The 12,893-nt window shown below is 55.9% G+C and carries 13 protein-coding genes; 7 read left to right on the forward strand and 6 right to left on the reverse strand.

What is annotated here, in order from left to right; genetic code table 11:
• Window positions 1-491 precede the first annotated feature (491 nt).
• Entirely contained in the window at window positions 492-599 is a 108-nt protein-coding gene (locus tag ACR0EL_RS18485) for a hypothetical protein (protein ID WP_480501517.1), read from the forward strand.
• Window position 600: 1 nt separating this feature from the next.
• Here ACR0EL_RS18485 and ACR0EL_RS18490 read toward each other — a convergent pair whose 3' ends face one another.
• Window positions 601-2,229: an acyl-CoA synthetase gene (locus ACR0EL_RS18490; protein WP_480501518.1), complete on the reverse strand. Its 1,629-nt coding sequence runs from the start codon at window positions 2,227-2,229 to the stop codon at window positions 601-603.
• A 222-nt stretch (window positions 2,230-2,451) separates the two neighbouring features.
• Between ACR0EL_RS18490 and ACR0EL_RS18495 the strand changes: the two genes are divergently transcribed.
• On the forward strand, window positions 2,452-3,843 hold the full coding sequence (locus ACR0EL_RS18495; protein WP_480501519.1) for an aminotransferase family protein: 1,392 nt from the start codon (window positions 2,452-2,454) through the stop codon (window positions 3,841-3,843).
• A gap of 113 nt (window positions 3,844-3,956) precedes the next feature.
• Here the strand turns inward: ACR0EL_RS18495 and ACR0EL_RS18500 are convergent, their stop codons facing one another.
• The gene (locus tag ACR0EL_RS18500) at window positions 3,957-4,349 is read right to left on the reverse strand and encodes a GFA family protein (RefSeq protein WP_480501520.1); all 393 of its coding nucleotides are present in this window, start codon (window positions 4,347-4,349) and stop codon (window positions 3,957-3,959) included.
• A gap of 186 nt (window positions 4,350-4,535) precedes the next feature.
• On the opposite strand from ACR0EL_RS18500, the gene ACR0EL_RS18505 reads away from it, so the two are divergent.
• Window positions 4,536-4,994, forward strand: coding sequence for a hypothetical protein (locus ACR0EL_RS18505; protein ID WP_480501521.1), 459 nt, complete (start codon window positions 4,536-4,538; stop codon window positions 4,992-4,994).
• Between the two features lie 121 nt (window positions 4,995-5,115).
• Here ACR0EL_RS18505 and maiA read toward each other — a convergent pair whose 3' ends face one another.
• Genes maiA through hmgA form a run of 4 tightly spaced genes read right to left on the reverse strand, consistent with a single transcriptional unit; the run spans window position 5,116 to window position 9,061 of the window.
• Complete coding sequence (maiA, locus tag ACR0EL_RS18510) at window positions 5,116-5,751, reverse strand: maleylacetoacetate isomerase (RefSeq protein WP_480501522.1); 636 nt, start codon at window positions 5,749-5,751, stop codon at window positions 5,116-5,118.
• A gap of 44 nt (window positions 5,752-5,795) precedes the next feature.
• On the reverse strand, window positions 5,796-7,052 hold the full coding sequence (gene fahA, locus ACR0EL_RS18515; RefSeq protein WP_480501523.1) for a fumarylacetoacetase: 1,257 nt from the start codon (window positions 7,050-7,052) through the stop codon (window positions 5,796-5,798).
• Window positions 7,053-7,074: 22 nt separating this feature from the next.
• Window positions 7,075-7,698 carry a LysE family translocator gene (locus ACR0EL_RS18520; protein WP_480501524.1) on the reverse strand — a complete coding sequence of 208 codons (624 nt, stop codon included), beginning with the start codon at window positions 7,696-7,698 and terminating at the stop codon, window positions 7,075-7,077.
• Window positions 7,699-7,705: 7 nt separating this feature from the next.
• Window positions 7,706-9,061: a homogentisate 1,2-dioxygenase gene (gene hmgA, locus ACR0EL_RS18525; protein WP_480501525.1), complete on the reverse strand. Its 1,356-nt coding sequence runs from the start codon at window positions 9,059-9,061 to the stop codon at window positions 7,706-7,708.
• A gap of 56 nt (window positions 9,062-9,117) precedes the next feature.
• On the opposite strand from hmgA, the gene ACR0EL_RS18530 reads away from it, so the two are divergent.
• From ACR0EL_RS18530 to ACR0EL_RS18545, 4 genes are all read left to right on the forward strand, one after another.
• On the forward strand, window positions 9,118-9,570 hold the full coding sequence (locus ACR0EL_RS18530) for a MarR family winged helix-turn-helix transcriptional regulator (protein WP_480501526.1): 453 nt from the start codon (window positions 9,118-9,120) through the stop codon (window positions 9,568-9,570).
• Between the two features lie 60 nt (window positions 9,571-9,630).
• Window positions 9,631-10,866: an adenylate/guanylate cyclase domain-containing protein gene (locus ACR0EL_RS18535; RefSeq protein WP_480501527.1), complete on the forward strand. Its 1,236-nt coding sequence runs from the start codon at window positions 9,631-9,633 to the stop codon at window positions 10,864-10,866.
• Window positions 10,867-11,012: 146 nt separating this feature from the next.
• Window positions 11,013-12,224 (forward strand): GTP-binding protein, encoded by a 1,212-nt coding sequence (locus ACR0EL_RS18540; RefSeq protein WP_480501528.1) that lies wholly within the window; start codon window positions 11,013-11,015, stop codon window positions 12,222-12,224.
• Window positions 12,221-12,874 (forward strand): DUF1826 domain-containing protein, encoded by a 654-nt coding sequence (locus ACR0EL_RS18545; RefSeq protein ID WP_480501529.1) that lies wholly within the window; start codon window positions 12,221-12,223, stop codon window positions 12,872-12,874. The genes ACR0EL_RS18540 and ACR0EL_RS18545 overlap by 4 nt, the downstream gene beginning before the upstream one ends.
• The last annotated feature ends 19 nt before the right edge of the window (window positions 12,875-12,893 follow it).

Consider the following 12,893-nt stretch of genomic DNA (forward strand, 5'->3'; position numbering starts at 1 on the left):
AGACGCGACTTCTGCTCGTCGCTCAACCAGAATAGATTGCTCATGATATACCCCTCAAAACTCAGGAGCTTTGAATCACGCAGCCGAGATGACGGCAACCAAATTAATGGGTCCAGAACCTAGCGGCTAAGTCCGACTGATCGCGAAATATTTTCCCCAAGCGCTTTCCGTTCGATTGATCTCGAAGAGGTTTCGGAATCTTGTATTTTTCGATGAAGTCGTGGAACTTACTTCCAATAGCTTTGTCTGTCCTAGAGTAGCTTATGAAAGCAGTATAAAACAAAACTCACCCCATCAAAAAAGCACCCACACGGCCGCGCTTTGAGGATATGACAGAAAAAAATCCAATTTGAGCATTCTATCAAAAAAGCCAACTCAGGTCTATTGACGGCTGGAACGCCTTTTCGGGCGAAAAAGGAAAACCTTTGGGGGTCGAGCCACCAAGATAGCCATAGAAACAAGTAACTTGGGCAAAATGAAATCGTCATGGATTGACAGTGTTGGCCCAACCTGACAACGGACTTCGCCTTGCTGATCACCGCGATCGCGCCTTGTGGATGGGTGAGGTTTTGCCGTTCAACCTATCGCTCTTTGATTGACCTACTTCAACGCCCGCGCCTGATCACGTAAGATAAATTTCTGGATCTTTCCGGTAGAGGTCTTTGGTAAGGCTCCAAACACAAGCGTTTTGGGTGCTTTGAAATGGGCCATGTTATCCCGACAGAACGCTATCAGTTCCGCTTCGGTCGTGCTGGCATCTGGCTTCAGCTCGACGAAGGCACAGGGTGTTTCACCCCACTTTTTGTCCGGGCGCGCAACGACCGCTGCCTCCATCACCGCAGGGTGCTTGTACAAAACGCCCTCCACCTCGACGGATGAGATATTCTCTCCCCCCGAGATGATGATGTCCTTGGACCGGTCTTTCAGCGCGATGTAGCCGTCTGGATGCATCACTCCCAGATCGCCTGACGCAAACCACCCGCCGTTGAACGCCGCATCAGTGGCATCCGGGTTTTTCAGATACCCTTTCATCACCACATTACCTTGCATGAAGATCTCACCCATGGTTTCGCCATCTGCCGGAACAGGCTCCAGCGTCTCGGGATTGGCTACCATCAGCCCAGATAGCGCCGAATAGGGTACGCCCTGTCGCACCTTCAGCGCCGCCCGATCCTCGGGACCTTGCGCATTCCATTCTTCTTTCCAAGCGCAGACAACTGAAGGACCGTATGTCTCGGTCAAGCCATAGACATGGGTCACCTCAACCCCCATCGCCTCCATCGCTTCGATGACTGCGGCGGGGGGCGGCGCACCTGCTGTCATCACCTTGATCTGATGATCGAACTTTTTCAGATGATCCGGCGCATGTGCCAGCATATTCAAAACAATCGGAGCCCCGCAAAAATGGGTAACCTTCTCATCCCGGAATGCGGCATAGATCGGTTCTGCCCGAACGGCGCGCAGACAGACTGACACCCCCGCATTCGCAGCCATCGCCCAGGGGAAACACCAACCGTTGCAATGGAACATCGGTAGGGTCCACAGATAGACAGAATGGCGCGGCATGTTCCAATCGAGCAGATCAGACTGCGCGTTCAACGCCGCACCGCGGTGGTGATAGACCACTCCTTTAGGGTTACCCGTGGTCCCGGATGTGTAGTTCAGCGTAATCGCGTCCCATTCATCTCCGGGCAACTGCCAATCATAGTCCGGGTCACCTTCTGCCAGCAGCGCCTCGTAGGTTAAATCTGCCAGTCTTTCGCCGCCGTCAAAGCCGGGGTCTTCGATGTCGACAACCAGAATGTCGCGCTCGACCTGCGACAGCGCCTCTTTAACCACCGCTGAAAACTCTGGATCAACCAGCAGAACCTTTGCCTCGGCATGGGTCAGGATAAAGGCAATGATCGGGGCATCCAGCCGTGTGTTGATCGCGTTCAGAACAGCCCCTGCCATCGGCACCCCAAAATGTGCCTCATAAAGTTCGGGGACATTCGCGGCGATGATAGATACTGTGTCGCCTTTTCCAACACCCCGCGTCACCAAGGCCGAGGCCAACCTGCGGCAGCGGCTATAGGTTTGCGCCCAGGTATACCGGCGATCTCCATATACGACGGAGGGGTAATCCGGATAGACGGCCGCCGTCCTTTGAATGAAACTGAGCGGGGACAGGGGCGTATAGTTCGCGCGGGTCTTATCCAGATGACGCTCGTATATGTTGGTTGCTTGCATACGCCAATCCTCCCCATTCGCGTGTTGGCTGACTTGAGCACAAACATGCGCCGCTGACAAACCCGTAGAAATACGCCAAACCTGCGTTCTGGATGTATGCTAACATGCGATCTGGCCCTATATTCCAGCGGTCATTCGCGGTGATCTGAGCCATCTTGAACACATGCTATTGTGGGACCTAACCCCCACCCTACACACCGCACTTGATTGAAAGGACATGTCATGGACGGAACGTTCAGCGAAAACGATCTTTCCCGCGTGGTTGAAGCTGACCGCGCCCATATCTGGCATCACCTGATCCAGCATAAACCCTTTGAAACCAATGATCCCCGCATCATCGTCGAAGGCAAGGGCATGCGTGTCTGGGACCAGAAAGGCAAAGAGCATCTGGATGCGGTCTCCGGTGGCGTGTGGACCGTGAATGTTGGCTATGGTCGCGAATCGATCTGTAAGGCTGTCTATGACCAGCTGATGAAGCTATGCTATTTTGCCAATTCGGCGGGCTCGATTCCCGGTGCGCTGTTTGCGGAAAAACTGATTGAAAAGATGCCGGGCATGAGCCGGGTGTATTACACCAACTCAGGCTCTGAGGCGAACGAGAAAGCCTTTAAGATGATCCGTCAAATTGCGCATAAGCGCTATGGCGGCAAGAAAACCAAAATTCTGTATCGTGACCGCGACTATCACGGCTCGACCCTGGCCGCGATGTCGGCTGGCGGGCAGGATGAGCGCAACGCGCAATACGGACCGTTCGCACCCGATTTCATCCGCGTGCCGCACTGCATGGAGTACCGCAAGCACGAGTTGGACGGCGCGCCCGAAGAGAATTTCGGTGAATGGGCAGCGGATCAGATAGAAGAGGTGATCCTGCGCGAAGGCCCTGACACCGTAGGTGCGCTATGTCTTGAGCCGGTCACCGCCGGGGGTGGCGTGATCGAAGCGCCCGAAGGTTACTGGCAGCGCGTGCAAGAGATCTGCAAGAAGTACGACGTGCTGCTACACATTGACGAGGTCGTCTGCGGCGTTGGTCGGACTGGCACTTGGTTTGGCTACCAGCAATACGGCGTAAAACCCGATTTTGTCACCATGGCTAAGGGTGTTGCTTCGGGCTATGCAGCCATTGCTTGCCTCGTGACCACCGAGAAAGTCTTTGACATGTTCAAGGACGATGCGGCTGACCCCATGAACTACTTCCGTGATATCTCAACCTTCGGGGGCTGCACCGCTGGTCCGGCGGCTGCAATCGAGAACATGCGGATTATCGAGGATGAGAACCTACTTGGCAATTGTGCGGCCATGGGTGACCGGATGACAGGCAACCTTCAGGCGCTGATGGAGAAGCACAAGGTCATCGGCGACGTCCGTGGCAAAGGCCTGTTCCTGGGCGCCGAGCTGGTCGCAGACCGTGGTAGCAAAGAGCCGGTGGACGAAAAACTCGCACAGGCCGTGGTTGCCGATTGCATGGCGCAGGGCGTGATCATCGGCGTCACCAACCGCTCGGTCCCCGGTCGGAACAACACGCTGTGCTTCTCGCCCGCGCTGATTGCGACGGCAGATGATATCGACCAGATCACCGATGCGGTCGATGGCGCATTGGGGCGTGTGTTCGGCTGATATCTCGCCACAGTCGCCTACAGTAAACGCTTAGAAACCGGCGCTTCTGGCGCCGGTTTTTTCGTTCACATTTGTTTCAAATATAACCCTCAAACGACAGTGCGAAAGCTCTGCTAGTCGGCTTTTATGTTGACGTTCCACCACTTTGGACGCGCCCCACGATAGGAGTGTGTGGTAGGGATCAAGTCCTTCCGACCTGGCCTGTCGAAACATCCTGTCAACAGCGCAATTGTCGGCGCATCGTCGATCGCGCCCAAACTGCTTCCGCATTTTGGGCAGAAAGCGCGATTGGAATAGTCAGAGGACCGATAGGCGGTGGGTGCCCCTCCGGGTCCAGTCCAAGCTACTGAGCCCCTGGGAAATTCGACCCACACGGCTGTTAGTGCACCGGTGTGCTGCTGACACATCCTGCAAGAACACGTGTGTGGGTTGAGTGCCGGCCCAAGGGCTTCAAACCGGATGTTCCCGCACAGGCATCCACCGGTGTAAACAACAGCTTTCGGCATCGAACAAATCCCTGAGCCAGAACCACAACGTGAAGCGAGTTCCACCTGAACCTAAGACGATTGGCAGCGGTTCGATAGCCTAAATGACAAGACCAAGCATACCAAGCGATACGCTTAGAAAGCTTGCCAAACGTCTGCACTACGATAGCGTGGGAGCATTCAACCCAGCAATCGGAACCGTTTTCTATGATACAAATTCTTGCTCGTGGCCTCGCCCTTTCCATCGCTTTGATATTCGCAAACCCCGTCTCTGCCGACGATGGCAGCGGCTTCCCTCAGATCGTTGGTACCTGGCACGGCACCTATCTGGTGGCTTTTGCCAAATCGAACCCGAACCACGACAAAGGTCTGCTGCGCACAGAGATGGAGCTGGAGATCACCAAGCTGGACGGCAACCTGATCACCGCCACCAACCGCTGGCGACGTATCGGTGAGACCGAGTGGATCGTCGAAGAAGCCATGGGTACCTTCAGTTTGGATGATCCCACCCAATTTGTGTTGGCTGAGGCCGGTGTATCGGGGGATGATGTGTCATCCGGAATTTTCAATGGCGTCTACCTAGATGATGTAATCATGGTCACCTATGCAGGTCCGGGGACCGGCGTTGCCTTTGCGGCGCAGTTGGTGAAGAAGGACCAAGAGTAACCCAAGAACAGCGGGTCACACAGGCCTTAAGTTCCGGCCTCTTAGTCAGTAGATTGCGATAGCCGTCACAGTGTTTTCTGACAGGCATACTTGTAGCTCTACACAGGTCCTGTGTGCGAGATTATGGCTGATGCCGGTCCGGGTGCGCGTCGGCAAAGGCCGGGTGGTTTGCGCAGGCGGCCTCGACGCTCAGAAGGCAGGGCATATCAGCCAGATCAACCTGATACCGGCGTGCGTTGTATAGCTGTGGGATCAGGCACAGATCAGAAAGGCCCGGCTGTTTGCCGGTGCAGTAGGGGGCCTGTTCGAAACTACCGAGCAGGGTTTCAAAAGCCAGCAGGCCCGGACGGATAAAGCGCTTCATCCAATTCCCGGGCATCCCTTCGGCATCACCGCTCAGATGCGTCGCATATCGGGCCACTGAGAGATTGCAAACCGGGTGGATGTCAATCGCAATAGATTGCGCCAATGCTTGTGCTTTGGCGCGTGCCGCTGGTTCGGTCGGCAGAAGGCCAAGATGTCGAGTCTGATCCAGATAATCGATGATGGCCAATGACTGAGTCAGCTGTAGGCCGTCAATCTCAAGCACGGGCACCAGGCCTTGCGGATTTCGGCCAAGATGCTGGTCAGATTTATGCGCCGCCTTCGTCAGATCGACCGAGACCGAGCGATACGCAATCCCAGCCAGATTAAGCGCAATCCGTACCCGATAGCTGGCCGAAGAACGCCAGTAGTCATACAAGATGGTCTCAGTCATTCTTCACCTCTGATAGGCGCGTCGCGCAAGCTAAGATCAGCGCCTCATCTTTTGTAAGGGTCTTCAAGCGCAGGAAGGATCGTTCCCGAACAGGTGCCAAACCCGATCACATAGCCGTCGCCCTTGGCGTGCCCCTTCAAGGTCAGCGTATCGCCATCCTGAACAAAGCTGCGGGTTTCACGGCTATCCAGCGTCAGAGGCTCTTTGCCCCCCCAGCTGAGTTCCAGCAACGATCCACGGTTTTGCTTTTCAGGGCCAGAGATGGTGCCCGATCCCAGCAGATCCCCGGTGTTCATCGGACAGCCAGATGTCGTGTGATGGGCCAACTGCTGGGCTGCGGAATAATACATCTCGTTATAGTTGGTCCGGGCGATCACTGTCTCTGACTGTCCCGCAGGGGCCATCGTCACTTCGAGATCGATATCGTAGAGCATCGGGCCGCAATCCTTCAGGTGATCGAGCAATTCGAACTCTCTTGCAGGGGTGTCGCAGCGAAACGGCTCCAGTGCGGCTTTGGTGACGATCCAAGGGCTGATAGAAGTGGCGGTGGCCTTTGCCAGGAACGGCCCCAATGGTTGGTATTCCCACGCCTGAATATCTCGGGCCGACCAATCATTCAGCAGCACATAGCCAAAGATGTTATCGTCCGCTTCCTGCACCGAAATCGGACCGTCTGAAGGGGTTCCGACAATGGCGCCCATCTCAAGTTCGATATCAAACCGCTGCGATGGCGCAAAACGGGGCAGGGCGTCGTTGGGTCCCTTCAACTGGCCCCAAGGGCGGCGAATATCCGTACCGGACACCACGACGGATGAGGCGCGCCCGTTATAGCCAATCGGAATGTGCAGCCAGTTGGGTGGCAATGCATTTTCCGGCCCGCGGAACATGGTGCCCACATTTGTGGCATGGTGCCGGCCCGCGTAGAAGTCCGTGTATTCACTGACTGCCAAAGGCATGTGCATCTGCACGTCGTCCTGCGACACCAGCAGAGGTTCGACCTTGTCCTGCTCGTCCGTGCCTTCTGACAGCAGCTCGGTCAGTCTGTTGCGCAATGCGGCCCATACGGCGGGCCCTTGTTCCATCAGAGGATTCCAGAAGGGCAGGTCAAAGAGAGGGTCTTCGCCAAGAACTACTAGCCCAGTTTCTTCGGCTGCCGTGACATCGAGGACCAGGTCACCGATGGCCACGCCGCAACGCAGATCATTCTCCGCAACCGAGAAGACACCATACGGCAGGTTGTTCAGCGGAAAGGGGTGGGCCGGGTCATTGGCCGAAGTTATCCAGGATTTCATCAAAGGCATCTGTGATCCTTGTCTCTAAAGTCTATTGTGCGTCACGCAGGGATTTCAGCCCCAGCAAAAGGGCGGCAAGTATCATGAAAACGCCGCCAGCCCGATCCAACCATAGCCGTGCCGAGCCCTTTAGCCGTGCGGCCAGCCAGCTGGCGCTGCCGCCATAGGCTGTCAGAAAAAGCCCGTCTATGACCAGATAAGTGGCGGAGAGGATCGCGAATTGAGGCCAGAATGGCAGCGCACCGTCGATGAACAACGGGAACAGAGCCGCGAAGAATATCACGGCCTTGGGGTTGGCAGCCGACGTGACAAACCCCTGCATCCATAGCGCCTTGCGGCTGGTGCGTGGCGCGGCTTGTGTGGTTTTGCGTTTTGCCCCCAGGATCATCTTGGCCCCGAGGAATACCAAATAGGCCACACCCAGCCATTTGATGACAGCCAGAGCCGCCCCCGAGGTCGCAATGATGGCAGCCAAACCAAGCCCAGCGGCCAGCATTTGCAGCAAATTGGCTGAAAGGTCTCCGGCCGCCGTGAAAAGCCCGCGACCCAAGCCATTTGTTGCCGAGTTAGACAGCATCAACAATTGGCTGGGCCCCGGAGTGCTCATCAGCAGTAGCACCGTGGCGGCATAAGTGATCCAAACATCAAAGCTCATCTCGGTCTCACTTTTTGCCGGGGGTGCCGTCGAATTTCTTTTCCAGCGAAGTCCAGCAATCGATATAGTCATCCTGCAAGGGCGCCTCACTGGCTGCAAACTCGGTCAGGTGCTGCGGGAAGCGCGTTTCGAACATGAACGACATCGTCCGGTCCAGCTTGTCGGGCCCGAGATTGGCGTTCGAGGCATTTTCGAACGCATCGCGATCTGGCCCATGCGGGATCATCATGTTGTGCAGGCTCATCCCGCCGGGGACAAAGCCCTGCGGCTTTGCATCATACTGGCCGTAGATGTTGCCCATCAGCTCAGACATGATGTTCTTGTGATACCAAGGTGGGCGGAACGTATCCTCTGCCACCATCCAGCGTTCGCGGAACAGGACAAAGTCGATATTGGCCGTGCCGGGTTGGCCCGATGGCGCTGTCAGGACGGTGAAGATCGACGGGTCCGGGTGGTCGAACAGAATGGCTCCAACCGGGCAGTAGGTGCGCAGATCATATTTGTACGGTGCATAGTTGCCGTGCCATGCAACCACATCCAGCGGGCTGTGACCGATCTTGGTCACGTGGAATTGGCCGCACCATTTGATGGTCACGGTCGAGGGCACTTCGCGGTCTTCAAACGCAGCAACCGGGGCCTTGAAGTCGCGTGGGTTGGCCATGCAGTTTGCCCCGATTGGACCACGGCCCGGCAGTTCGAATTTCTGTCCGTAATTTTCGCACACAAACCCACGTGCCGGCCCTTCCAGCACTTCGACGCGATACAGCAGCCCGCGCGGCAGGATGGCGATTTCCTTAGGTTCCAGATCGATGATACCAAGTTCGGTGATGAATCTCAGCCGACCTTCCTGTGGCACGACCAACAGCTCGGAATCGGCCGAGAAAAAGTAGTCATCAACCATCGACTCGGTGACAAGATAGATATGGCTGGCCATTCCGACCTGCGTGTTCACATCCCCTGCCGTGGTCATCGTGCGCATACCGGTTAGCCAGGTCAGACCAGCTTCGGAATGTGGAACCGGATCCCAACGGTACTGACCTAAAGAAATCACATCCGGATCAATACAGGGGGCTGATTTCCAATAAGGCAGATCGATCTTCTCATACCGGTGCGAGTGTTTGACCGAGGGGCGAATGCGATAGCACCAGGTTCGTTCAGGCGGGTTTGCGGTGAAGGCGGTGCCGCTGAGTTGCTCACCATACAGGCCATAGTTGCAGCGCTGCGGGCTGTTCATACCCTGGGGCAGGGCACCTGGCAGCGCCTCGGTTTCAAAATCATTGCCAAAGCCGGGCATATAGCCGGAATGGGTTCCAACGGGCGTGCTGGCCTGCGTCAGACTGTGCGGTTCTACCGGACGATTCATTGGGGTTCCTCCGTTTGCTGCTTGTCGGATAATAGTTGTTTTTGTAACTAACAAGCATGAGATACGATAAATCCCCCGATACTGACGGTTTTGACCTTCAGAACTTTCTGCCGTTCCTGCTGAATCAGGCGGCAGAATCCGCCTCGATGGACTTTCAGAAAGTCTACAAGGACCGCTATGGGATGCTACGCACTGAATGGCGTGTTCTGTTTCATCTGGGGCTCTTCGGCAGCATGACGGCCAAGCAGATCGGACATCGGGCGAAGACGCACAAGACCAAGATCAGCCGCGCTGTGCATCAGCTGGAAAATCGCCGTTTTTTGAAACGCACGCGGGATGATCAAGACCGGCGCGTGGAATGGTTGGCGCTGACACCGATGGGTGAGTCGGCTTATCGTGAGTTGCGAGACATTGCCGTGCAATATGACGCGAAACTGGCGGGTCAGTTTGATGCAGACGAGATTGCGATCCTGCGAAAAATGCTAAGACGGCTGGCTGGATTCGAGTAACCTCTGGTAGAACGGTGCCTCCGTCCCCATTTGTTGCAAAGAATTTACATGGACGCTCAAATGATCCCTTCTGACCGCCTTCCGCCCGCATTTTTTGACCTGATTGATTGGTTGGTCCGGAAGGGACTGGAAGGTGCCGGGCAAGAAGAACTGCTAGAGGGTTTCTGTTCCACTTTGGTGGATCAGGGTATCCCTTTGATGCGGTTCCATGCAGCACAGTCGACCCTGCACCCGGCCTATGGCGGCTTTGGATACAGTTGGTATCGGGCCAGTGGCGGAACATCTGAGAAATTCGAGAACACGGACACACCAAGCGAGCAATGGTTGCGCAGCCCCTTGTATGCTTTGCTGAACGAAGATTTGGACGATATCCGTGTCAAACTGGTGGATCAGAATGAACCAAGCCGATTTCCGCTGCTGAATGAGCTGCGAGAGGAAGGTGCGACGGATTACTACGCGACCGGCATCCCCTTTGATCTGTCCGAACAGGTGCGTCACGCCGGGCCTGACAAGGTCAGCGATGGGGTGCTAATGTCTTGGACCAGCGATGCGCCAACGGGTTTCGAAGATAGTGACTTGGCGCGGATCAATGCGGTTTTGCCGCATCTTGGGTTGGCGCTGAAATCTGCGAAGAACCAGGTGATGTCAAAGGATCTGTTGCGGGTTTATCTGGGGCGCGATGCCGGCGATCGGGTGTTGTCGGGCGAAATACGACGCGGGTCTTTGCAGCAGATTGATGCGGTGATCTGGACCTTCGATCTGGAAGGGTTCACCAATATGTCCGAGGATCTGCCCGGAGATCAGATCATCGAAATGCTGAATGACTATTTGGCGGTCGCAGTCAGTGTGGTTCACGACTGCGGTGGAAATATCCTCAAGTTCATGGGCGACGGGCTGATGGCCATGTTCGATGTCGGTGAAATTGACGCTGATGCTCGTGCTGCGTTATCGGCAATACCCCTGCTGCAAACGCGGATGCACGAGCTCAATACGCGGCGTGAGGATGAAGGGCTACCGGTGTCAAACTACACGCTGGCCCTGCATTCGGGTGAAATTTTGTATGGCAATATCGGGTCGGAAACCCGGTTGGACTTTACAGTGATTGGCCCGGCAGTAAATCAGGCCGCACGGATTGCGGGGATGCACAAATCTCTGGGTCAGAGAATCCTTGTGTCAGACGACGTCGCACGCGCGGCAGATCCGTGTGAGCCCGAACTGATTTCAGTCGGACGATACATGCTGCGTGGCGTGAATGAGCCGAAAGAGCTATTTACGGTCTACAACCCGAACAGCTGATACAGGCCTTAGGGGCGATACCGGAAAAAGACCTCTTGCCAAAACAAATGTAATTACATAACAAAAACAGCTATGCTCGGTGCACCCCGGATCGGTTCGGTCTGACGCACCAAACCATCCAGATGTAACAGAACAGGTAGCATGCTATGACCGATACCCGGCTTCCCGTAACAGTTCTTTCAGGTTTTCTCGGCGCCGGCAAAACCACGCTGCTGAACCGTGTTCTGAACAATCGCGATGGCCGCCGGGTGGCGGTGATCGTCAATGACATGTCCGAAGTGAACATAGACGCCGATCTTGTGCGTGCCGATACCGAACTGTCGCGCACTGATGAGACATTGGTCGAAATGTCGAACGGGTGCATCTGTTGCACGCTGCGTGACGACCTTTTGGACGAGGTTCGCCGTTTGGCCGGTGAAGGCCGGTTTGACTATCTGTTGATCGAGTCGACCGGAATTTCCGAACCTTTGCCTGTCGCCGCTACATTCGATTTCCGCGATGAGCTTGGGCAAAGCCTGTCCGATGTATCGCGGCTGGACACTATGGTCACAGTTGTTGACGCGGTGAACCTGCTCCAAGACTATTCCAGCCATGATTTCCTGAGCGATCGAGGTGAGACACTGGGCGAAGAGGATGAGCGTACTCTGGTACATTTGCTGACCGACCAGATCGAGTTTGCGGATGTGGTGATCCTAAACAAGGTTGATGATGCAGGGCCCGAGCGTGTGGATGCGGCGCGTAAGATCATTCGTAGCCTGAATGCAGATGCAAAAATTATCGAAACGAACCATTCCGATGTCGCGGCTGATGCCATTCTCGATACTGGGATGTTCGATTTTGAGAAGGCTCATGAGCATCCGATGTGGGCCAAAGAGCTCTATGGGTTTGCGGATCACGTGCCGGAAACCGAAGAATATGGCGTTACCAGCTTTGTCTATCGTGCTCGGCAGCCCTTCGTGCCCGAGAATATCCTTGAGGTGCTGAACGGGGACTTGCCCGGCGTGATCCGTGCCAAAGGGCATTTCTGGATCGCCACGCGCCCGGATTGGGTGGCCGAGTTCTCGCTGGCTGGTGCGTTGTCCTCGGTTCAGCCACTGGGCACCTGGTGGGCAACGGTTCCTGAAGATCGCCGCCCGGATCACGAAAGCGCTCGGGCCTATATGCAGGCACATTGGCAGGAGCCATGGGGTGATCGCCGACAAGAGATTGTGTTTATCGGCAGCGGTATCGACTGGCCGACGCTCAAAGCGAGGCTCGATGCAGCGTTGCTGCCAGCGATGGCTGTGGCCCGTGTCGAAGACCTGCCGGATCTTCCTGATCCCTTCCCGCTGTGGCGGCGCGCCGAGGCTGCAGCATGAGCTTTGTACGGGAGGTTGTGAAGGATGCCGCCATAGGTGTCGGAGTCGCCTTGAACCCCGAAGATCTAAGCGCGATTCATCACCCAGGCTGTGCTGCTGCGATCTGGCGCAGGGCTCCTTTGACCCGTTTTCAGGGCTGGCTGGGTGCACTTGAACCAGAAGAACTGCCGAAGGCACGTATGATCCTTCGGCCGGACACGGTGCGCGATGCGTTGGGCAAGATTTGTCAAACTTCGGGCACCCCGGACTGTGTCGAGCGGGACCGGCTGATCGACGATGTTGCCGCGTTGTGCGCATTGTTTTCCGATGTAATGCAGGCAACATGGGTGCGGTTGCGCCTGGATGTTGTGGCGACAAATGCTTGTCGACGGTTCCACATTGACGCTGTCACAGCCAGGCTTGTTTGCACATACCGTGGGACGGGAACGCAATATGGTATCTCCTCCAATGGAGAAGATCCAAGGCGGGTATTCACTGTCCCGACCGGATCGCCAATCCTGCTGCGCGGAACCCGTTGGCCAGAGACACCGAAATCAGGCCTTCTGCATCGATCACCACCAATTGAAGGCACGGGCGAAACCCGGTTGCTGTTGGTTCTTGATCCAATCGTTGATCCGGCGGGTGAAGCTGATCCGGTTCTGTATCAATAATAGGCTGCCCGTGCTCGGG

This window comes from Ruegeria sp. AH12 (genome assembly GCF_056541465.1).